A 21060-nucleotide genomic window follows, 5' to 3' on the forward strand; every position below is an offset into this window, starting at 1 on the left:
CCGGACTAGCCTTGATACGTGCCCGATCCCTCGACCTATCGACCGGCTCCCGGCTCGATACCCGTCGAGCCGGGGGTCTATCGATTCCGCGATCCGCACGGACGGGTCATCTATGTCGGTAAGGCCAAGAGCCTTCGCAGCCGGCTTACCTCGTATTTCGCTGATATCGCGAGCCTTCATCCGCGCACCCGGCAGATGGTCACCACCGCGGGCAGCGTCGAGTGGACCGTGGTGGGCACCGAGGTCGAAGCTCTGCAGCTGGAATACAACTGGATAAAGGAGTTCGATCCGCGCTTCAATGTCCGCTACCGCGACGACAAGTCGTATCCGGTGTTGGCCGTCACGTTGAACGAGGAGTATCCGCGGCTGTTTGTCTATCGCGGACCCCGACGCAAGGGGGTGCGTTACTTCGGTCCGTACTCGCACGCCTGGGCCATCCGGGAGACCCTCGATCTGCTCACCCGGGTGTTTCCGGCGCGTACCTGCTCCAACGGAGTGTTCAAGCGGCACAAGCAGATTGATCGACCCTGCCTGCTGGGATACATCGAGAAGTGTTCGGCGCCCTGTGTCGGGCGGGTGAGCGCCGAAGAGCACCGCGAGATCGTGCTTGATTTCTGTGATTTCCTGGCGGGCAAGACGGATCGCTTGGTCCGCGACATGGAACGTGAAATGAATCATGCTTCCAAGGAACTCAATTTTGAGCGGGCCGCGCGACTGCGGGACAACATCTCTGCGCTGCAGCGTGCTCTGGAGCGCCAGACCGTGGTGTTCGGCGATGGCACCGATGCCGATGTGGTGGCCTTCGCCGACGACGAGCTGGAAGCCGCCGTACAGGTGTTCCATGTTCGTGGCGGGCGGGTTCGTGGTCAACGCGGCTGGATCGTCGAAAAATCCGGCGACCCAGGTGATTCCGATCTCAAGGGGCTGGTCGAACAGTTCCTCACCCAGTTCTACGGGGACCAGGCCGATCTCGCCCACGTTGCCGACACGGACACGGACAACACGGACCTGGCGCCGGTGCCGCGCGAGGTCCTGGTGCCGGTACTGCCGCGCGATGCCGAGGGTATGACCTCCTGGCTGACCGGTCTTCGGGGTTCACGGGTCAGCCTGCGCGTCCCGCAGCGCGGCGACAAAAAGGCGCTCGCGGAGACGGTAGAGCGCAACGCGAAAGAGGCCCTGTCCCAGCACAAGCTCAAGCGTGCGGGCGATCTGACCACGAGATCTGCCGCGTTGCAGGAGCTTCAGGATGCACTGGGCCTTGAGCAGGCACCGCTGCGCATCGAATGCATCGATATCAGCCACGTCCAGGGCACCGATGTGGTGGCCTCGCTGGTCGTCTTCGAGGATGGACTGTCCCGTCGGACCGACTATCGCCATTACAGCATCAAAGAGGCTGCGGGCGAAGGTCGCTCCGACGACGTCGCCTCGATCGCGGAGGTCACCCGGAGACGATTCGCCCGGCATGTCCAGGATCAGCAACAGGATCGTGCGGAAATATCCGCTGCGTCGGGTGTCGCCGGCTTCGCGGCTTCGGGGTCGGACGTGGCCGGCTTCGCGGCTCCGGAAGGACGTTCACGCAAATTCGCTTATCCGCCGAACCTTTTTGTGGTCGACGGCGGTGCGCCGCAGGTCAATGCCGCCGCCGCGGAACTGAGCGAATTGGGTGTCACCGACGTCGCCGTGATCGGTCTGGCCAAGCGACTCGAAGAGGTGTGGGTGCCGGGCGAGCCCGATCCGGTGATCCTGCCCCGAACGAGTGAGGCGCTGTACCTGCTGCAGCGAGTCCGCGACGAGGCGCATCGGTTCGCCATCACGTTCCACCGCAGCAAGCGGTCCAGGCGGATGACGGCCTCGGTACTCGACGGCATACCGGGTTTGGGCGAGGCCCGGCGTGCGGCCCTCGTCTCCCACTTCGGCTCCGTGGCGCAGCTCAAGAAGGCCAGCGTTGAGGAGATCACGACGGTGCCGGGTATCGGCGCCGCTACCGCGCTCGCAGTTCGTGAAGCACTCGTCGGCAACACAGGTGCGGCTTCGGGTGCCGGTTTCAGGACAAGTTCGCGTGCAACTTCTGGTGCAACCGAAGCGCCGGCGCCCGCCATGGTCGAAAATGGAGTCGATGACATTCCATCCCCCTAGCGAGACCGCGAACGCCGATATCGACGTCGTCCTGGTCACGGGCCTATCCGGCGCGGGACGAGGCACCACCGCCAAGGTCCTCGAAGACCTCGGGTGGTACGTCGCCGACAACCTGCCGCCCGAGCTGATCACCCGCATGGTCGACCTCGGCCTTGCCGCCGGTTCACGCATCACCCAGCTGGCGGTTGTGATGGACGTGCGGTCCCGGGGTTTCAACGGTGACCTGGAGTCGGTGCGTGCCGACCTGGCTACCCGGGGGATCAACCCGCGTGTGCTGTTCCTGGAGGCATCCGACGAAAGCCTGGTGCGTCGCTACGAACAGAACCGGCGTAGCCACCCCCTACAGGGCGGTCAAACACTTGCCGAGGGCATAGCCGCCGAGCGCGCGCTGCTCTCAACCCTGCGGGCTTCGGCCGATCTGGTCATCGACACCTCCTCGCTACCTGTGCCCGCGCTGCGCGCCGCCATCGAACGTGCCTTCAGCACCGAGACGGTGGCGCATCTGAGCGTTACCGTGGAATCCTTCGGATTCAAATACGGGCTGCCGATGGACGCCGATATGGTCGTCGATGTCCGTTTCCTGCCAAACCCGCATTGGGTGGACGAGCTGCGACCGCATACCGGGCAGCATCCGTCGGTCAGCCAGTACGTATTGAGCCAACCCGGTGCGGACGAGTTCTTGGACACCTACCATCGGCTGCTGAACCTCGTGATCGACGGTTACCGGCGAGAGGGAAAGCGCTACATGACAATTGCGGTCGGCTGTACCGGCGGCAAGCATCGCAGTGTCGCTGTCTCGGAGGCCCTGTCGAGGCTCCTTGTTTCCGAAGACCTGTCGGTACGTGTATTGCACCGGGACCTGGGGCGCGAATGAACCCCGGCATCGATCAGCCGTTTGCACGACGAGAACCCAGCATCGTTGCCCTCGGTGGCGGGCACGGTCTGTACGCGACGTTATCGGCAGCGCGACGGCTCACCCACGACATCACCGCCGTGGTCACGGTGTCCGACGATGGCGGATCGTCCGGGAGAATCCGCTCCGAGCTCGGGATCGTGCCACCGGGTGATCTGCGCATGGCGTTGGCGGCGCTCGCCTCCGACAGCCCGCGCGGCCGCATGTGGGCGACCGCCATTCAGCACCGGCTGGGAGGCAGCGGTGGGTTGGCGGGGCACCCGATTGGCAACTTGATCCTGGCCGGGCTCACCGACATGCTCGCCGACCCGGTCACCGCGCTCGACGAGATGGGTCGCATGCTCGGCATCACCGGGCGCGTCCTCCCCATGTGTCCGATTCCCCTGCAGATCGAGGCCGATGTATCGGGCCTGGAGTCCGACCCACGAATGAGCCGGGTGATCCGTGGACAGGTGGCCCTGGCGACTACGCCGGGCAAGGTGCGCCGGGTGCGTCTGTACCCGGGCGATCCACCCGCCACCCGGCAGGCCGTGGAGGCGATCATGGCCGCCGACCTGGTGGTTCTGGGACCTGGTTCGTGGTTCACGAGCGTTATCCCGCATGTCCTGGTGCCCGATCTTTTTGCGGCGTTGCAGCAGACACGAGCCCGCAAGGCCCTGATCTTGAACCTTGCCTCGGAGCCGGGGGAGACGGCGGGCTTTTCCGCCGAGCGCCATTTGCACGTACTCTCGCAGCACGCTCCCGAGTTCGGCGTGCACGACATCGTCGTCGAATCCGCGTCAGCGGACAACACCGAGCGTGACCACTTGACCAGAGCGGCCGCCTTGTTCAATGCGCAGGTTCAGTTCGCTGATGTTGCGCGTCCTGGTACACATTTACATGACCCCGCGAAACTGGCGGCGGTCTTGGATCGAATACGGACGAGTAGTGCGGCTCCGGCCGCAGCAGTAGATGCCGAATCCACGGCGCGCCTGACAACGGGCGGCGGACACACGCAGCACGGAAGCCAGAGAGGGGACGCCACGTGGCGATGACCGCCGAGGTCAAGGACGAACTGAGCCGCCTAGTGGTGACTCAGGTCAGTAGCCGTCGCGCCGAGGTCGCGTCGCTGCTGCGATTCGCCGGCGGACTGCACATCGTCAGCGGCCGGGTCGTCGTCGAGGCGGAGGTGGACCAGGGCAGCATCGCGCGGCGCCTGCGCAAAGACATCTTTGATCTGTACGGCTACAGCGCCGTCGTGCACGTGCTGTCGGCGGGCGGTATCCGCAAGACAACCCGATATGTGGTGCGCGTCGCCAAGGACGGGGAGTCCCTCGCCCGGCAGACCGGACTGCTCGACCTGCGCGGTCGCCCGGTCCGCGGGTTGCCCGCGCAGGTGGTCGGCGGCAGTGTCGCCGATGCCGAGGCAGCGTGGCGGGGCGCTTTCTTGGCGCACGGCTCGCTGACGGAACCCGGAAGGTCTTCGGCGCTGGAGGTCAGCTGCCCAGGGCCCGAGGCCGCACTGGCGCTGGTGGGTGCGGCTCGGCGGCTCGGGGTGAGTGCCAAGGCTCGTGAAGTACGAGGGAGCGACCGTGTGGTCGTGCGCGATGGTGAGGCCATCGGCGCCTTGCTCACCCGGATGGGCGCCCAGGACACCCGGCTGACCTGGGAAGAACGCCGAATGCGGCGGGAGGTGCGGGCAACGGCCAATCGGCTCGCCAACTTCGACGACGCGAACCTGCGCAGGTCGGCCCGAGCCGCCGTCGCAGCCGCGGCCCGCGTGGAGCGGGCGCTCGAAATCCTTGGTGACACGGTGCCCGACCATCTCTCGGCGGCGGGGAAACTGCGTGTGGAGCACCGTCAGGCATCGCTCGAGGAGCTGGGCCGCCTCGCGGATCCGGTCATGACTAAAGATGCTGTCGCGGGCCGTATCCGACGACTGTTGTCGATGGCCGATCGCAAGGCCAAGACCGAGGGTGTCCCCGACACCGAATCCGCCGTCACCCCGGAGCTGCTCGAAGAGGCCTAGATCGACAGGGCAGCCGCCGACTAAAACTGTTGGCGAATTGTCGGGGTGCTTTCGTACGCTGGGCCGGTGGAGATCTCCAAGCAGTTGAAAACCGAAGAGTCCCTTGAGGACTCTTCGGGCGAGGAGCCACACCAGCAATCCTCCCGCCTGCCGCGGGCGTTACGCCCCCTCCGGCACCGCGACTATCGACGGTTGACGCTGGGTCTGGCGGTCACGCTGCTGGGCAACGGAATGTGGACGGTGGCCCTCGTCTGGCAGGTCATTCGGATGGGTCTTGGGCCGGCACAGGTGGCAGTCGTCGGCACCGCGTTCAGCGTCGGGCTGCTGGTCAGTGTGCTGCCCGCAGGTGTCGCCGCCGACCGACTGCCCAAGCTGTGGGTGATGCGGTGTTCGCTCGCGTTGCAGACCGTGCTGATGTTCGCCACCGCGACGCTCGTCCTGACCGGCACGGCCCACATATGGCATCTGGCGCTCAACTCGCTGCTATTCGGTATCGCCGAGGGTTTCTACATACCCGCCTACACCGCGCTGTTGCCGAGCCTGTTGCCTGCCGATGAACTTTTGGCCGCCAACGGAATTGAAGGTGTACTACGGCCGGTGATGCAGCTGGCGGCGGGGCCCGCGGTCAGCGCGGCCATAGTCAGCGTGTGGTCGCCGGGCGGTGCGTTCCTTCTGGAGGGCGTTCTCGCCGCGGCCGGCTTCTGCTGCCTGCTGCTGGTCCGGCACAACCACGAGCCGGCCGCCGCGGCGGAAGTGAAGCTGCATCCGTTGCGCCGGGCACTCACCGACCTGGCGGACGGGTTCCGATACATGGTGCGAACCACCTGGTTCTTCGCCACTCTGCTGTTCGCGATCGGCTATGTACTGGTGGTCGTCGGCCCCATCGAGATCCTGCTGCCATTCGTCATCCGTGACCACGGCGGTGACCCCGGCACACATGCCACCGTGCTGGCGTTCTTCGGTCTGGCCGGTGCGGTCGGATCGTTCATCGTGTCCTCGCTGCCGCTGGCTCGCCGATATCTGACGGTGATGATCCTGATGTGGGGAGCAGGCTCGCTACCCCTGGTACTCATCGGGTTCACCGGTCATGTCTGGATGATTGCCCTCGCGATGATCATCGTGGGCGGCACCATGCAGGCAGCCAACGTCATCTGGGGCACCCTGATGCAACGCCGGGTACCCGAGGAGATGCTCGGGCGTGCGGCCAGCATGGACTTCTTTGTGTCCCTGGTCGGTCTGCCCGCTTCCTTCGCGCTCGTGGTCCCGGTGGCTCATGTCATCGGCAACACGACGGTGTTCGTCATTGCGGGAGTCGCGCCTCTGGTACTGGCGGTCGTCGCCCATATCGTCGCCCGACTGGGCCGGGACGAAATGGCGCACCCCCTGGGCTAATGTGAGTGCCGATAACGGGTACACCACATGAGAAACCGACAAAGAGGGAGCGCTACGTGACTGTCCGGGTAGGCGTAAACGGGTTTGGCCGGATCGGCCGGAACTTCTTTCGGGCACTGGACGCGCAGAAGGCTCAAGGGATCAACACCGACATCGAGATTGTCGCGGTCAACGATCTGACCGATAACGCCACCCTGGCCCACCTGCTGAAGTTCGACTCGATCCTGGGCCGGCTGCCTTACGACGTCAGCCTGGAGGGCGACGACACCATCGTTGTCGGCGACCACAAGATCAAGGCCCTCGAGGTCCGCGAAGGGCCGGCGGCATTGCCCTGGGGTGACCTGGGTGTTGACGTCGTCGTCGAATCGACCGGCATTTTCACCGCGCGCGCCAAGGCGCAGGGTCACCTGGACGCCGGCGCCAAGAAGGTCATCATCTCCGCGCCCGCCAGCGACGAGGACATCACGATCGTGCTCGGCGTCAACGATGACAAGTACGACGGCAGCCAGAACATCATCTCCAACGCCTCGTGCACCACGAACTGCCTCGGACCGCTGGCCAAGGTGCTCAACGACGAGTTCGGCATCGTCAAGGGCCTGATGACCACCATCCACGCCTACACCCAGGACCAGAACCTGCAGGACGGCCCGCACAGCGACCTGCGTCGTGCCCGTGCCGCCGCGCTGAACATCGTGCCGACCTCGACCGGCGCGGCCAAGGCCATCGGCCTGGTGCTGCCCGAGCTCAAGGGCAAGCTGGACGGTTACGCCCTGCGCGTGCCGATCCCCACGGGCTCGGCGACCGACCTCACCGTGGAGCTCGCCAAGGCCGCTAGCGCTGCCGATATCAACGCCGCCATGAAGGCCGCTGCGGAGGGCAAGCTCAAGGGCATCTTGAAGTACTACGACGCGCCGATCGTGTCCTCGGACATCGTCACCGACCCGCATAGCTCGATCTTCGACGCGGGGCTGACCAAGGTGATCGACAACCAGGCCAAGGTGGTCTCCTGGTACGACAACGAGTGGGGTTACTCGAACCGCCTCGTCGACCTGGTCGGCCTGGTCGGCAAGTCGCTCTAGCCGCATGGGCATCAAGTCGCTCAACGACCTGCTGACCGAGGGAGTTTCGGGCAAGGGCGTGTTGGTCCGGTCGGACCTCAACGTCCCGCTCGACGCCAATCTCAACATCACGGATCCCGGCCGCATCGTGGCCTCGGTCCCGACCATCCGCGCGCTCGCGGGTGCCGGGGCCAAGGTCATCGTGACCGCGCATCTGGGCCGCCCGGACGGTAAGCCGGACCCGAAGCTGTCCCTGGCTCCGGTGGGCGCGGCGCTCAGCGAGCTGTTGGGTCAGCACGTGCAGGTCGCGGGCGATGTCGTCGGGACCGATGCACTCGCGCGTGCCGAGGGTCTGACCGATGGTGACGTGTTGCTGCTGGAGAACATCCGGTTCGACCCACGGGAAACCAGCAAGGACGATGCGCAGCGACTGGCACTTGCGCAGGAGCTGGCCGAATTAGTCAGCGGCCCAACGGGTACCGGTGGCGCCTTCGTCTCCGACGGGTTCGGGGTGGTGCACCGCAAGCAGGCCTCCGTCTACGACGTAGCGACCTTGCTGCCGCATTACGCCGGCGGGCTCGTGGCCGCCGAGGTGGAAGTACTGCGCGTGCTGACGGCCTCCACCGAGCGTCCGTACGCGGTTGTACTCGGCGGGTCGAAGGTCTCGGACAAGCTGGCGGTTATCGAGTCGCTGGCCACCAAGGCGGACAGCCTGGTGATCGGCGGCGGGATGTGCTTTACCTTCCTGGCCGCACAGGGGCTGCCGGTCGGCAAGTCGCTGGTACAACCGGACCAGATCGACGTCTGCCGCAAGCTTCTAGACACCTACGCCGATGTGATCCACCTGCCGATGGATATTGTGGCGGCCGACGAGTTCTCGGCCGATTCACCATCGGAAATCGTTGCCGCTGATGCTATTCCGGACGGCAAGATGGGCTTGGACATCGGACCGGAGTCGGTGAAGCGATTCACCGCTGTGCTGTCCAACGCCAAGACCATCTTTTGGAACGGACCGATGGGCGTGTTCGAGTTCCCGGCGTTCGCCGAGGGCACTCGGGGTGTGGCCGAGGCCATCATCGCGGCCACCGAAAAGGGTGCGTTCAGTGTGGTCGGCGGCGGCGATTCGGCAGCCGCGGTGCGCGCGCTGGACCTGCCGGACGACGGTTTCTCCCACATTTCCACCGGCGGTGGGGCCTCGCTGGAATACCTTGAGGGCAAGTCCCTTCCGGGTATCGACGTACTAGAGAGCTAGGTACATGTCACGTAAGCCGCTGATTGCCGGCAACTGGAAGATGAACCTCAACCACTATGAGGCCATCGCTTTGGTGCAGAAGATCGCATTCTCGTTGCCGGACAAGTATTTCGACAAGGTGGACGTGACGGTCATTCCGCCGTTCACCGATATTCGGAGCGTGCAGACCCTGGTCGACGGGGACAAACTACGTCTTACCTATGGCGCACAGGACTTGTCGGTACACGACTCGGGCGCTTACACCGGTGAGATCAGCGGTGTGTTCCTGGCCAAGCTGGGTGCCACCTATGTCGTCGTGGGGCACTCCGAGCGTCGCCAGTTCCACGCCGAGGACGATGCTCTGGTCGCCGCCAAGGCGGCCGCGGCACTCAAACACGGTCTGACGCCGATCGTCTGCATCGGTGAAGCCCTCGATATCCGCGAAGCGGGGGACCACGTCGAATACAACGTGAACTCTTTGCGCGGCTCGCTGGCCGGGCTGTCCGCCGAGCAGGTCGCACAGGTCGTCATCGCCTACGAGCCGGTGTGGGCCATCGGCACCGGCCGGGTGGCCAGTGCCGCCGACGCGCAGGAAGTGTGTGCAGCGATCCGCGCCGAGTTGGTGCAGATCGCCAACGCGGATGTGGCGGCATCGGTGCGCGTCCTGTACGGCGGCTCCGCCAACGCCAAGAACGTGGGCGAGCTCATCGCGCAAGAGGATGTCGACGGTGCCCTGGTCGGCGGCGCATCACTGGACGGTGAGCAGTTCGCCCAGATGTCGGCGATCGCCGCGGGCGGACCGCTGCTGTAGCTCAGCCCTGCGACAGGTTCTGCAGGTGTGCGCCGCGCGCCATCACTCCGTCGAGGGCGGTGAGGAAGGCCGGCAGGTGCGCGGTGATATCGGCCGTGCTTGCTGTCAGGTCCTTGCGTTCATTGTCCGTGGAAACGGTGTCATACCAGTCGATTCCAGGTGAACCGTCGGCGGTGGTGTCGAGTGTCTCGATTGCCTTGAGCCATCCGCCGAGCTGACCAAGAACCACGGCGTAGGGCGCGGCCCGGGTCAGGACGATCTCCCGGTCCTCGGCGGCCAGAGCCTCAAGGTCGAGCTCGCGTAGGTATCCACGCAGCGCTGCCACGTGGGCTACCAGCAACTGACCACGTGCGGTCCGGACCGGAAGCAGCATGCCGGTCAGCGCACAAAAGGCGCCCACGCCGCATACCGCGACCCCGATCATGGCGCTGCCGATGCTAAGCGCCAGCACGGTGGTCAGCACGAGACCGGCGAGCAGCACGCCGATTCCGCAGCGCGTCAGTGTGCCCAGGTGTTCGGGTGAGCGTCGAAACCACCGGTTGAGTTGCGCGTCGGCGTACATCGCCTCGGCGAGACTGCCGAGATCCAGTCGAGAGCCCGGTGTTTGGAGGCTGGACAGAAACACCGTCTCTGTGTCATCGGGAAGCAGGATGCCCAGAAGCCGGGTCTCGTAGACGGATAGGAGGCTGTCTTCGGGTGCACGACGAGATATCTGCCAGTCGAGTTGCCCACCGGAGCCGGTTGTTTCGGCGATCCATAGGTATCCGCGGACCGCCAGGTCGACGATCGTCGCGGTCAGGTCCACGGCATCGACCCGCAGGTCGACGACGGTGCCGACCTGCCCGGGGAGCACCCCGTCCGGCGCTGCGAATCTTGTTCCGTTCTCATCGTGTAACAAGGGATCGACTGGGGCGACAGGGATTTCGGCGGCGTGCGCATCGCGGCGGCGCGCGATTATCACCCAGCCTGTCATCGCGGCCGCGATGATGCCAAGACCCGCCAGTGCGGCTATCGACAGCCAGGTCAGGGCAAAGGGACCTGGCGGACCCGGGATCGTCGTGAAGACGGCACTCGCGGGGACAGTGCCGGACGGCAGCATGACGGTGAAGGTGGCGATCGTCTCCGGCGGCAGTTCAGCCTGCTGCACTCGGATAACCCCGGTGTGATCGATCTGAGCTGCAGTGCAACGAGTTTGAGCACCGGGTGCACCGAGGGCGCACTCGGGGGAGTCGGGTTTGGTGGTGGGAGAGGCGAAGGATGCTGTGACATTCTGCAGGCCGGAGCCCCAACCGGATGCGAAGGGCCACGACACCTGTTGCCGATCGCCGATATCGGCAACAGCGCCCCGGACGGCGTAGGCGACGGTGGCCGGGCCATGAGCGACCACGGTCAGCGCTTTGCCGTCCGAGATAGCCTCTGCGTCACCGGTGGTAGCAACCTTGTCGACTTCGAAATGCTGAATCCTATTGCCTTCGGCAGCCACGTCGAGCAGGAGACGTCGTTGCAGCACTTGATCTTTAGCGGGAGCGATGGTTTCGGTGACATTTAGTGTGCCGTCGTCGGCCAGGTTCATGGCAACAGCGACGGTGCCGATCGGGTCGTCTGCGCGCACCGGTGTCGCGGCGATAAGCCATCCGGCACAAACCGACAGACACATCAAAAGCCGCAAAGGCGCCCCGCGCGCAATCTCTCCCACGCCGGTAACCCTAGGTCAGCGATATGCTGGCCCGCATTCGCAGGATGTGTCGGGGACAGCGGGGGGAACGCGATGGAGCCAATGCGGCAGTACGGCAGGCCCAGGCCGGTGCCCGGATGGAATGCCCCGTTACCGGGCCCCGCCCCGATGCCGATGGCTCCACCTCAACGTGGTTGGCGTCCGCCGCAGGCTCCTTCCTTCACCGGGTATCCACCGCCCCCCATGTCGCCCGGGTATCAGTTGCCGCCGGCGCGTCCGGTGTATCCACCGCCCGCTGCCTACGGGTATCGCCCGCTGCCGCTACGGCAGCCCCCTGGTGGCCGGGGTGGCGGGGGTATTGCGACCGCCCTAATCATCGGTGCTGTGGCCTTCGGGCTCGTGGTGGTCACGGTGGTTGCGGTGCTCGTCAAACGAGCCGTGGACGTTAGCGAGGGCGGCTCAACCCGAACCTCCGCGACAAGGGCACAGACGTCGTCCTACCGGTATCCGCTGACGGCATCGCGCAGTGCGGCCGCGTCGAGCGCTTCGACAACGGCCACGTCGCGGCGAACGTCCACCACGACCCAATGGACACTGCCCCCGCCACCACCTCCGCCGAGACCGAAGCCGGTCGCTGCGCTCGGCAACAACCCGTTGTTTCAGGGGGACTGGGGATTCACCAACGCGCCCTGCTCGACGAGTACCTGGCCGTTTGACATTCCCCACGCGGACGCGTTCTACCGGGACTTACGCGGGTGCATGGATCCGGAGTGGCGGCGCCTACTCGACGGGCACGATCTGCCATGGTCGTCGCCCGGACTGGTCGTGGCCGGAAACTATGTGGATTCGCCGTGTGGAGACAAGAACTTCGGAACGCAGACGGCCGCCTTCTACTGTCCGTCGAACGACACGATCTACATGTCGACCGTGGGTACCTCGCCGAGTAGGTACGGAAATCATGACGGCATCTACCTGGCTGTCTATGCGCACGAGTATGGACACCACGGCCAAGAGCTCAGCGGCATTTGGTCCGAATACTGGAATCAGCGACGGCGTGCGGGTGTGGATTCTCCGCAGGGGCTCGAGCTGTCCCGGCGTGCAGAGCTACAAGCGCAATGCTTCTCCGGGATGTTTCTCGGCTCTCGACGTGGGGGCACCATCACCCAGCATGAACTCGACCTCGCGTGGAACGACCAAGATCGAGGTGATGGACAGCAGTCGAAGCGTGACCACGGTTCCAATCAGCATGCGGAGTCATGGTGGCGACACGGCTCGCTGAAGAATCGCCTGTGGCAATGCAACACCTGGTTGGCCGATAGTTCCGAAGTGAGCTGACCGGCGTCCCTGCGCAGGCGGCGGGAGCTAAGCCGGTAGGCTGACCCCCATGGAATTTGCGTTGCAGATCGTCCTGATCGTCAGCAGCCTGCTGCTGGTGCTGCTGGTGCTGCTGCACCGCGCTAAGGGCGGCGGCCTGTCCACACTGTTCGGTGGTGGCGTCCAGTCCAGTCTCTCCGGTTCCACCGTGGTGGAGAAGAACCTAGACCGGCTCACCTACTTCGTCGCCGCTATTTGGGTGATCTCGATCGTCGGCGTCGGCTTGGAGATCAAGCTCGGCGGATAGCGTCACCTCGCTTCACCGGCAGCGGACTACTACACAGGTAGTCCGCTGTTTTGTTTCTGCATCAGATATCGTCGCAGGTAGTCCATGTTTCTCTTATTTGCGAAGAAATTTCTTCAAAATTCATGGAACCGATTGGCGTCCTCAACCCATCAATCTCTATGTATGGCACAGAAATCGACAGATGCCAGCAGCGGTCGGTGGACCGGGGACGCGGAGGGGACGTTCCCGTTTCACCGTCCGTGACCACCGGAAAGGAGCCCCTCGTCATGTCGGAGTGCCGTGGTGACCCCCGCCAATGGATTCGTGAATACCAGGATCGCCTGGAGGTTCTTGGGCAGCGTGCCCAGTATGTGCAGCAGACCGTGGGGCTGGTTCGCGGCCATGCGAAGGATGATTTGGGCGTGGCGGTGACCGTTGGGTCGGGCGGACGCATCGAGGCACTGGACCTGGACGAGGCGACGCTGTCGATGGACGCGCGGGATCTGTCGGCGATCATCACCAGGACCATTGCCGCGGCGCAGGTCAATGCGGCCAGCCAGATCCACAGCACGCTGCATGACCTCACCGGCGACGGACCAGCCATGGATTACGTCAAGGGCTACCTGGACGGGGGGCACCTGGGGGAGGGTGAGCATCTGGGACCGACGTCATGAGCGGGGGGATGAGCGGAAACTTCCGGTTTGACCGCGATGTGGTGTTGCACGAGGCGGCAAATCTTGAGGGCGTTGGGGGATCGGTACAACTCCTGCTCGATCAGCACGGCGAGGGGCTTGGCGAACAGGACCTGGGGGCGGTGTCGTCGGATTTTGTAATATCCGTGCGGGGGAGCATTGACCAGTTGACGGACGCGGTCCGGACCCTTGGCGATGTCATTGTGGAGACGGGACAGCGTCTGCACGATCAGGCCCGGCAGATTGCCGACGCTGAGGATCAGACGGCGGCCGCGATGACGAAGATTGGTGAAGGGCTCGGTGGACACCCTTGACGCCGAGCTGAAACCGCTCACTCGCCTCCACGACGCCGGATTGGGCTTCCTGGTCGAGCATGTGCAGTTCCTCGAAGAACCACTCGATGCGCTCCGGGGTGACCCGGCCGCAGCTTCCGCCGAGGCCACCTTCTGGCGCTACTGCATTGCCGATGTGACCAACGTTCAGCAGGAGCTGTCGGCGGTTCTCAGTGCGCTCGGTGACGGTCACAGTGGTGCGGCGGCAACGGGATTCGGCGAGTCGTCTGGTCTCATCGACGATGCGCTACAAGAGCTGCGTCTCGTCGCGTCGAACGTCAACCAGCGCATCAATGTCGTGACCGATCTGGTCACACACACCCGAAGCATGCTCGGACAATGGGTGGAGGGGTACGTGGACGACATCATCACCGAGTTCACGGCCGCGCGGGCCGCCTCGCCCATCACCCAGGGTGGCAGCGTGGCGACGACTATCGCCTCCGCGGTGGCCGATGCGTCCGAGCTCGGAAACAAGATGGGGCGCACCCTGTCCCAGCTTCTCGACCGTCTCGACGAACATGCGGCCGCGATCCGAGAGGGCGTCGCGGAATTCGCGGCGAATGTGGAGCGGATGCGCTCCCCGGCGCCAGGACCGGCCGTCGCCCCGATCCCCGTGGCGGCCGTCAGCCAGCCGCAGCCGGCGTCTGCGGCATCGACCGAGCATGGCCTGTCGATAGATCCCGATGCGCTCTTCGCTGCCGGTCAGGGCCACGAGAGCTAGCTCAGCTGGCTCGCCGCGGCCTCGTCGAGTAGCCACACCGTACGTTCGGTGCCCTTGGCACCCGCGGCGGGGATATCGATGGGGTCGGCCCCGCCGATTGCCGCTGCCACCGCTTCGGCCTTGGCCTCGCCGGAGACGATCAGCCACACCTCGCGCGAGCGCTGAATGGCGGGCAATGTCAACGTGATGCGCTGGGGCGGCGGCTTGGGCGAGTCGGGGACTGCCACCACAAGCCGTTGCGTCTCCTTGACGGCGTCGGTGTGGGGGAACAGCGAGTTGATGTGCCCTTCACCGCCCATGCCCAGCAAGTGGACGTCGAACTCGGGACAATCCTGGCCGGGCTCGGCATTGGCCGCCAGCAGCTGCTCGTAGCCGAGTGCGGCGGCGTCCAGATCGGTGCCGTATTCGCTTTCGCTGTTGGGCATCGCGTGCATATTGCGCAGCGGAAAGTTCACATGCTCCAGCAATGCCTCCCAGGCCTGCCACGCATTGCGTTCCGGATCGGTTTTCGGGACGTACCGGTCATCACCCCAGAAGACGTGCACATTTTCCCAGTCCAGATCACTGGCGACATCGCGCAGGTGTTTGAGCAGCGCAACTCCGGTGCCGCCACCGGTGAGCACGATCAGAGCCTTACCGCGTTCGGTGAGGGCACCGGCGATCGCCAGCGCCAGCCGGTCGCCAGCTGCGGTTACCAAAGCATCGGTGTCCGAGTACTTTTCGATCAAGGTTTCGCTCATGTGTACTGAACTCTCCCGATTCCCTCGAGCGCCGTGCGGTAGATCTCGTCGGGGTCGAGGCGGCGCAAATCCTCGGCCAGGCAGTCACGTGTCTCCCTGCGCGGCAGTGGAAGAGATGCCGTGGGTCGGCCGGTCCGGGCCAATGTCGCGATTGTCCCGTTCTGTGGGCGGCTCAGCGCGACAACCTCGCTGTCGCGGTGAAGTTCCACCTTGAGCTCGCCGACCACTCGGGTGACGGGTCCTTCGATGCGTGAGGCCAGCCACCCTGCTATGACATCCAACGCCGGCTCGGTGGCCAGCCCGGACACCACTGCCGAGTTGATGCCCTCATACGGGGGCTGATCCAGGGCGGAGGCCAGCAGCGCCCGCCAATAGGTGATCCGGCTCCAGGACAGGTCGGTGTCTCCGGGGGTGTACCCGGCGAGCCGGTTCTTGATGGCATGCATGGGTTCGGCAGCCGTCGTCGCATCGGTGATACGCCGGATCGCCAAGCGTCCCAGAGGATCTTTCGCCGGAACCGCCGGTGCCTGGTTGGGCCACCAGGCCACCACCGGAGTATCGGGCAACAGGAAGGGGATCACCACACTGTGTTCGTGTGCCGCCAGCGGACCACGCAGCCGCAGCACGACCACCTCGCCGGCGCCCGCGTCGCCACCGACCCTGATCTGTGCGCCCAGCCCCTTTTCCGAGGCCAGCGGATTGCGTTCCAGCACGATCACCCGGCACGGATGCTCGTGACTGGCACCGTTGGCGGCCTCGATGACCTCTTCGACATCGTCACCGGCATCGGTGATGACCACCAGGGTCAGCACCCGAGCCATGGTGACGGCACCGCCGGTCTCGCGCAGCTCCACCAGCTTCTTGTTGACGTCGTTGGTGGTGGTATCGGGCAGATCGACGATCATGGCCGCCTCCAATCGCGTCCCGTACGGGCCATCATGTCGAATGCCGACTGCGGGCCCCAGGTCCCGGACTCGTAGGTCTCGGGCTTGCCGCCCGATGCCCAGAAGTCCAGTGCCGGATCCAGGATCTGCCAGGACAATTCGACCTCGGCGTTCACCGGGAACAGCGAAGGCTCACCCAAAAGCACATCGAGGATCAACCGCTCGTATGCCTCCGGTGATTCCTCGGTGAACGCCTGCTCGTACGAGAAGTCCATGTTGACGTCCCGTACCTCCATGGCATTGCCGGGGACCTTGGAGCCGAACCGCAGCGTGACACCTTCGTCCGGCTGGACGCGGATCACCAGCGCATTGGCGCCCAGTTCCTCCGTCATCGTGGAGTCGAAAGGCAAATGCGGTGCCCGCTTGAACACCAGCGCGATCTCGGTGACCCTGCGGCCCAGGCGCTTTCCGGTCCGGAGGTAAAACGGGACACCCGCCCAACGGCGGCTGTCCACCTCCAGCGTGATGGCCGCGAAGGTCTCGGTGGTCGACTCCTTGGAGAAGCCTTCCTCCTCCAGCAGGCCGGGCACCTGCTGGCTGCCCTGCCAGCCCGGTCCGTACTGCCCGCGGGCGGTGGTTTCGGCGAGCGGCTCGGCCAGCCGGGTGGCCGACATCACCTTGATCTTCTCGGCCTGCAGTTCGGCGGGGGAGAAATTGATGGGCTCCTCCATCGCGGTGAACGCCAGCAGCTGAAGCAGGTGATTCTGGATGACATCGCGGGCCGCGCCGATACCGTCGTAATAACCTGCGCGGCCGCCCAATCCGATGTCCTCGGCCATGGTGATCTGGACATGGTCCACGAAGTGGGCATTCCAGATCGGGTCGAACAACTGGTTGGCGAAACGCAGCGCCAGGATGTTCTGCACCGTCTCCTTGCCGAGGTAGTGGTCGATGCGGAACACCGACTCCTCCGGGAACACCTTGTTCACCACGGCATTGAGCTCACGGGCGCTCTGCAGGTCGTGGCCGAACGGTTTCTCGATCACCACCCGGCGCCAGGCGCCGTCTACCGGCTGCGCGAGACTCGACTTGGACAGCTGCTCGCATACGTCGGGGAAGGCCTTCGGCGGAATCGACAGGTAGAAGGCGTGATTCCCGCCGGTGCCGCGTTCCTCATCGAGTGTCTGCAGCGTCTTCTTGAGCTGTTCGAAGGCCGCGTCGTCGTCGAAACTTCCCTGCACGAACCGGATTCCCTCGGCGAGCCGGTCCCATACGTGCTGGCGGAACGGCGTGCGCGAATGCGCCTTGACGGCGTCGAGCACGATCTGACCGAAGTCCTCGTTGGCCCAGTCGCGACGCGCGAATCCGACCAATGCGAAGGTTGGGGGGAGTAGCCCGCGGTTGGCGAGGTCGTAAATGGCCGGCATCAATTTCTTGCGGGCCAGATCGCCGGTGACGCCGAAGATCACCAGCGAACAGGGTCCCGCGATACGCGGCAAACGCTTATCGCGCTTGTCCCGCAACGGGTTTAGTTCGTGTGGCGCACTCGATGTGGCTGCCACCGGTCAGCCCTTGTCGGAGACCGCGTCGAGCTGAGCTTGGGTGGCGTCGATGAGCTCGTTCCAGGCGACCTCGAACTTGTCGACACCTTCGGTTTCGAGCACCTCGAACACGTCGTCCAGGTCGACCCCGGCGCGGCTCAGCTCGTGGAACACCGCGTGTGCACCGTCGTAGGTCCCGTGAATGGTGTTACCGGTGACCACACCATGGTCGGCGACCGACTCCAGTGTCTTCTCGGGCATGGTGTTGACGGTGTGCGGAGCCACCAGGTCCACTACGTACATGGTGTCGTCGTAGTCGGGGTTCTTCACACCCGTCGACGCCCACAGCGGCCGCTGTACCCGTGCACCTGCGCCCTTGAGTGCACCGAAACGATGACCGTGGTCGAAGACCTTCTCGTAGGCCTGGTAGGCCAGCCGAGCGTTGGCGACCCCGGCCCGGCCACGCAGGGACAGGGCTTGGCCATTGCCGATGTCTTCGAGGCGCTTGTCGATCTCGGTGTCCACTCGGGAGACGAAGAACGATGCCACCGAGTGGATCTTGGACAGGTCACGGCCGGCTTCCTTGGCGGCTTCCAGGCCGGCCAGGTACGCGTCCATGACCTCCTTGTGGCGGTCCACCGAGAAGATCAGCGTGACGTTCACCGAGATTCCCTCGGCGATCACCGCGGTGATCGCGGGCAGACCGGCCTTGGTCGCTGGAATCTTGATCAGCACGTTCGGACGGTCGACGATCTTCCACAGCTCAATCGCCTGCAGGATGGTCTTGTCGGTGTCGTGGGCAAGGCGGGGGTCCACCTCGATGGACACCCGACCATCCACACCTTCGGAGGCCTCGTACTGCGGGGCCAACACATCGCAGGCGGCGCGCACATCATCGGTGGTGGCGGTGCGGATTGCCGAGTCGACATCGGCTCCGCGCTCGGCCAGCTCGGCGATCTGCGCATCGTAGGCGTGCCCCTTGGATAAGGCAGCCTGGAAGATCGCAGGGTTGGTGGTCACCCCTACGATGCTCCTGGTCGCGATCAGCTCGGCGAGGTTGCCGGAGGTGAGGCGATCCCTGGAGAGATCGTCGAGCCAGACGGCAACTCCGGCCTCGCTCAGTTCGGCGAGATTAGCGTTCTGGTCAGTCATCGATCGATCCCTTCAGATTCGGGGTGATTGGGCCGCCGCGATGGACCTTTCGGCGGCCGCGGCTACTGCATCTGGGGTGAAACCGAACTCACGGAACAACGTCTTGTCGTCGGCGGAAGCTCCGAAATGCTCCAGCGAGACGATCTGCCCGGCGTCGCCGACGAACTTGTACCAGCCCTGCGCGATTCCGGCTTCCACGGCCACCCGGGCCCGCACAGTCGGGGGCAGCACGCTGTCGCGGTACTGCTGTGGCTGCGACTCGAACCATTCCACACAGGGGAACGACACCACGGAGGCTTGAATTCCCTTGCCGGCCAGAATCTTCTTTGCCTCGACGGCAAGCTGCAGTTCTGAGCCGGTGCCGATGAGGATGACATCGGGGGTGCCGTCGGCCGCGTCGAGTACGTAGGCGCCCTTGGCGACGCCGTCGCGACTGGTGCCTTCCAGGATCGGCACACCCTGCCGGGTAAGCGCCAAACCGACTGGGCCGGTGCTGGATCGACGTTCCAGGACCGTCGCCCAGGCGTAGGCGGTCTCGTTCGCGTCACCGGGCCGCACCACCGACAGGTTCGGAATGGCACGCAGCGCGGCGAGATGCTCCACCGGCTGGTGGGTGGGGCCGTCCTCGCCGAGGCCGATCGAGTCGTGTGTCCACACGTAGATCGGATCGATGTTCATCAGCGCGGCCAACCGCACCGCGGGACGCATGTAGTCGGCGAACTGCAGGAATGTTCCGCCGTACGCGCGGGTGGGTCCGTGCAGCACGATACCGGACAGGATGGAGCCCATCGCGTGCTCGCGGATACCGAAATGCAGTGTGCGACCGTATGGTTGGGCGTTCCAGTCGGAGGTGGCGATGGCCGTGGGGCCGAAGGAGTCCGCCCCCTTGATGGTGGTGTTGTTACTGCCCGCCAGGTCGGCAGAGCCACCCCACAGCTCGGGCAGCTTGGCGCCGAGCGCCGACAGCGTGTCGCCGGACGCGGCGCGGGTGGCGATCCCCTTGGAGCCCGGCTCCCACGACGGCAGCTCGGCATCCCAGCCCTCGGGAAGGGCGCGGGCCTGCAGTCGGTCCAGCAGTGCTTTGCGCTCAGGCTCGCGGGCAGCCCATGCGTCAAAGCCTTTGTCCCACTCGGCATGTGCCTGCTTGCCGCGCTGTACCAGGCTACGGGTGTGCTCGATGACCTCCGGGGTGACCTCGAACGATTTCTCGGGGTCGAAGCCGAGAATCTTCTTAGTGGCGGCCACCTCGTCGGCGCCAAGGGCCGAGCCGTGCACGCCGCCGGTGTTCATCTTGGTCGGCGCGGGGTAGCCGATGATGGTGCGGAGCGCGATGAAGGACGGCCGATCGGTGACGGCGCGCGCGTTGGCCAGCGCTTCCTCGATGCCGGTGACGTTCTCGCCGCCGACGACGGTCTGCACATGCCAGCCATACGCTTCGTACCGGGCGGCGGTGTCCTCGCTCAGTGCGATCTTGGTGTCGTGCTCGATGGAGATCTTGTTGTCATCCCAGATGACGACGAGGTTCCCGAGCTCCTGGGTGGCGGCCAGCGAGGATGCTTCCGAGGTCACACCCTCTTCGATATCGCCGTCGGAGGCGATGACGTAGATGTGGTGGTCGAACGGACTGGTGCCGGGGGCGGCATCGGGGTCGAAGAGACCGCGCTCGTACCGCGAGGCCATTGCCATGCCGACCGCCGAGGCCAGGCCCTGACCGAGCGGGCCGGTGGTGATCTCGACACCCTTGGTGTGGTGCCATTCGGGGTGCCCCGGGGTCAGCGACCCCCAGGTGCGCAGGGCCTCGATATCGGAGAGCTCTAGGCCGAAACCGCCCAAGTACAGCTGTATGTACAGGGTCAGGCTGCTGTGGCCGCAAGACAGCACGAACCGGTCACGCCCAATCCAGGTGGTGTCACTGGGGTCGTGGCGCAATTGGCGCTGGAACAGCGTGTACGCCACGGGGGCGAGGCTCATCGCGGTGCCGGGATGGCCGTTACCGACCTTCTGCACGGCATCTGCGGCCAGTACCCGGGCGGTGTCCACCGCACGCGAGTCCAGGTCTGTCCAGTCATCCGGGTGGTCGGCCCGGGTGAGAGATGGGATATCGGTCGGGATCTCGTCGATCGCGGTCACCGGCCCATCGTAGTGCCGCGGATATCGAGTCGCTCCCTCACCAT

At 65.1% G+C, this 21060-nt stretch carries 19 protein-coding genes; 13 read left to right on the plus strand and 6 right to left on the minus strand.

Annotated features, from left to right (window positions below):
- The first annotated feature begins 18 nt into the window (after positions 1-18).
- The 8 genes from uvrC (at position 19) to tpiA (ending at position 9549) form a co-directional block, all read left to right on the plus strand.
- Positions 19-2136 carry an excinuclease ABC subunit UvrC gene (gene uvrC, locus AB0H22_RS20360; protein ID WP_358148505.1) on the plus strand — a complete coding sequence of 706 codons (2118 nt, stop codon included), beginning with the start codon at positions 19-21 and terminating at the stop codon, positions 2134-2136.
- A complete protein-coding gene (gene rapZ, locus AB0H22_RS20365; protein WP_180749871.1) occupies positions 2108-3010 on the plus strand; it encodes an RNase adapter RapZ in 903 nt (300 codons plus the stop codon). The genes uvrC and rapZ overlap by 29 nt, the downstream gene beginning before the upstream one ends.
- Positions 3007-4083, plus strand: a complete 1077-nt coding sequence (gene yvcK, locus AB0H22_RS20370) for a uridine diphosphate-N-acetylglucosamine-binding protein YvcK (protein ID WP_180749872.1) — start codon at positions 3007-3009, stop codon at positions 4081-4083. The genes rapZ and yvcK overlap by 4 nt, the downstream gene beginning before the upstream one ends.
- The gene (gene whiA, locus AB0H22_RS20375) at positions 4080-5057 is read left to right on the plus strand and encodes a DNA-binding protein WhiA (RefSeq protein WP_180750332.1); all 978 of its coding nucleotides are present in this window, start codon (positions 4080-4082) and stop codon (positions 5055-5057) included. The genes yvcK and whiA overlap by 4 nt, the downstream gene beginning before the upstream one ends.
- A gap of 147 nt (positions 5058-5204) precedes the next feature.
- Positions 5205-6449 (plus strand): MFS transporter, encoded by a 1245-nt coding sequence (locus AB0H22_RS20380; RefSeq protein ID WP_180750333.1) that lies wholly within the window; start codon positions 5205-5207, stop codon positions 6447-6449.
- A 56-nt stretch (positions 6450-6505) separates the two neighbouring features.
- Positions 6506-7528: a type I glyceraldehyde-3-phosphate dehydrogenase gene (gene gap, locus AB0H22_RS20385; RefSeq protein WP_180749873.1), complete on the plus strand. Its 1023-nt coding sequence runs from the start codon at positions 6506-6508 to the stop codon at positions 7526-7528.
- Positions 7529-7532: 4 nt separating this feature from the next.
- Positions 7533-8759 (plus strand): phosphoglycerate kinase, encoded by a 1227-nt coding sequence (locus tag AB0H22_RS20390; protein WP_180749874.1) that lies wholly within the window; start codon positions 7533-7535, stop codon positions 8757-8759.
- A 4-nt stretch (positions 8760-8763) separates the two neighbouring features.
- Positions 8764-9549, plus strand: coding sequence for a triose-phosphate isomerase (gene tpiA / locus AB0H22_RS20395; protein WP_180749875.1), 786 nt, complete (start codon positions 8764-8766; stop codon positions 9547-9549).
- A gap of 1 nt (position 9550) precedes the next feature.
- Here the strand turns inward: tpiA and AB0H22_RS20400 are convergent, their stop codons facing one another.
- Positions 9551-11206 carry a DUF2207 domain-containing protein gene (locus AB0H22_RS20400; protein WP_358148781.1) on the minus strand — a complete coding sequence of 552 codons (1656 nt, stop codon included), beginning with the start codon at positions 11204-11206 and terminating at the stop codon, positions 9551-9553.
- Positions 11207-11317: 111 nt separating this feature from the next.
- Here AB0H22_RS20400 and AB0H22_RS20405 point away from each other — a divergent pair, with 111 nt between their 5' ends.
- The 5 genes from AB0H22_RS20405 to AB0H22_RS20425 all read left to right on the plus strand — a co-directional run bounded on the left by AB0H22_RS20405 (position 11318) and on the right by AB0H22_RS20425 (position 14569).
- The gene (locus tag AB0H22_RS20405) at positions 11318-12559 is read left to right on the plus strand and encodes a neutral zinc metallopeptidase (protein WP_358148510.1); all 1242 of its coding nucleotides are present in this window, start codon (positions 11318-11320) and stop codon (positions 12557-12559) included.
- Between the two features lie 49 nt (positions 12560-12608).
- Positions 12609-12845: a preprotein translocase subunit SecG gene (gene secG, locus AB0H22_RS20410; RefSeq protein WP_180749877.1), complete on the plus strand. Its 237-nt coding sequence runs from the start codon at positions 12609-12611 to the stop codon at positions 12843-12845.
- A gap of 266 nt (positions 12846-13111) precedes the next feature.
- Positions 13112-13498: a hypothetical protein gene (locus tag AB0H22_RS20415; RefSeq protein WP_180749878.1), complete on the plus strand. Its 387-nt coding sequence runs from the start codon at positions 13112-13114 to the stop codon at positions 13496-13498.
- Positions 13495-13830 carry a hypothetical protein gene (locus AB0H22_RS20420; RefSeq protein WP_358148513.1) on the plus strand — a complete coding sequence of 112 codons (336 nt, stop codon included), beginning with the start codon at positions 13495-13497 and terminating at the stop codon, positions 13828-13830. Before AB0H22_RS20415 ends, AB0H22_RS20420 begins: the two co-directional genes overlap by 4 nt.
- Positions 13817-14569 (plus strand): hypothetical protein, encoded by a 753-nt coding sequence (locus tag AB0H22_RS20425; RefSeq protein ID WP_180749879.1) that lies wholly within the window; start codon positions 13817-13819, stop codon positions 14567-14569. Before AB0H22_RS20420 ends, AB0H22_RS20425 begins: the two co-directional genes overlap by 14 nt.
- Here AB0H22_RS20425 and pgl read toward each other — a convergent pair.
- Genes pgl through tkt form a run of 5 tightly spaced genes read right to left on the minus strand, consistent with a single transcriptional unit; the run spans position 14566 to position 21016 of the window.
- Complete coding sequence (pgl, locus tag AB0H22_RS20430; RefSeq protein WP_358148516.1) at positions 14566-15309, minus strand: 6-phosphogluconolactonase; 744 nt, start codon at positions 15307-15309, stop codon at positions 14566-14568. The two genes, AB0H22_RS20425 and pgl, sit on opposite strands and share 4 nt — an antisense overlap.
- On the minus strand, positions 15306-16214 hold the full coding sequence (opcA, locus tag AB0H22_RS20435) for a glucose-6-phosphate dehydrogenase assembly protein OpcA (RefSeq protein WP_180749881.1): 909 nt from the start codon (positions 16212-16214) through the stop codon (positions 15306-15308). Before opcA ends, pgl begins: the two co-directional genes overlap by 4 nt.
- On the minus strand, positions 16211-17755 hold the full coding sequence (gene zwf, locus AB0H22_RS20440; RefSeq protein ID WP_180749882.1) for a glucose-6-phosphate dehydrogenase: 1545 nt from the start codon (positions 17753-17755) through the stop codon (positions 16211-16213). The genes opcA and zwf overlap by 4 nt, the downstream gene beginning before the upstream one ends.
- A gap of 3 nt (positions 17756-17758) precedes the next feature.
- Entirely contained in the window at positions 17759-18886 is a 1128-nt protein-coding gene (gene tal, locus AB0H22_RS20445) for a transaldolase (RefSeq protein ID WP_180749883.1), read from the minus strand.
- Positions 18887-18898: 12 nt separating this feature from the next.
- On the minus strand, positions 18899-21016 hold the full coding sequence (tkt, locus tag AB0H22_RS20450) for a transketolase (RefSeq protein WP_180749884.1): 2118 nt from the start codon (positions 21014-21016) through the stop codon (positions 18899-18901).
- Positions 21017-21060: the final 44 nt, after the last annotated feature.

It is taken from the genome of Mycobacterium sp. NPDC050853 (genome assembly GCF_040653875.1).
GTDB lineage: Bacteria > Actinomycetota > Actinomycetes > Mycobacteriales > Mycobacteriaceae > Mycobacterium.

What these genes read in the sequence shown, in the direction of transcription:
- AB0H22_RS20420 (WP_358148513.1), top strand. Translation starts at nt 13,495, where the DNA reads ATGAGCGGGGGGATGAGCGGAAACTTCCGGTTTGACCGCGATGTGGTG.
- AB0H22_RS20405 (WP_358148510.1), top strand. Translation starts at nt 11,318, where the DNA reads ATGGAGCCAATGCGGCAGTACGGCAGGCCCAGGCCGGTGCCCGGATGG.
- AB0H22_RS20415 (WP_180749878.1), top strand. Translation starts at nt 13,112, where the DNA reads ATGTCGGAGTGCCGTGGTGACCCCCGCCAATGGATTCGTGAATACCAG.
- secG (WP_180749877.1), top strand. Translation starts at nt 12,609, where the DNA reads ATGGAATTTGCGTTGCAGATCGTCCTGATCGTCAGCAGCCTGCTGCTG.
- tpiA (WP_180749875.1), top strand. Translation starts at nt 8,764, where the DNA reads ATGTCACGTAAGCCGCTGATTGCCGGCAACTGGAAGATGAACCTCAAC.
- rapZ (WP_180749871.1), top strand. Translation starts at nt 2,108, where the DNA reads ATGGAGTCGATGACATTCCATCCCCCTAGCGAGACCGCGAACGCCGAT.
- whiA (WP_180750332.1), top strand. Translation starts at nt 4,080, where the DNA reads ATGACCGCCGAGGTCAAGGACGAACTGAGCCGCCTAGTGGTGACTCAG.
- opcA (WP_180749881.1), bottom strand. Translation starts at nt 16,214, where the DNA reads ATGATCGTCGATCTGCCCGATACCACCACCAACGACGTCAACAAGAAG.
- tal (WP_180749883.1), bottom strand. Translation starts at nt 18,886, where the DNA reads ATGACTGACCAGAACGCTAATCTCGCCGAACTGAGCGAGGCCGGAGTT.
- AB0H22_RS20390 (WP_180749874.1), top strand. Translation starts at nt 7,533, where the DNA reads ATGGGCATCAAGTCGCTCAACGACCTGCTGACCGAGGGAGTTTCGGGC.
- pgl (WP_358148516.1), bottom strand. Translation starts at nt 15,309, where the DNA reads ATGAGCGAAACCTTGATCGAAAAGTACTCGGACACCGATGCTTTGGTA.
- AB0H22_RS20400 (WP_358148781.1), bottom strand. Translation starts at nt 11,206, where the DNA reads ATGTGTCTGTCGGTTTGTGCCGGATGGCTTATCGCCGCGACACCGGTG.
- yvcK (WP_180749872.1), top strand. Translation starts at nt 3,007, where the DNA reads ATGAACCCCGGCATCGATCAGCCGTTTGCACGACGAGAACCCAGCATC.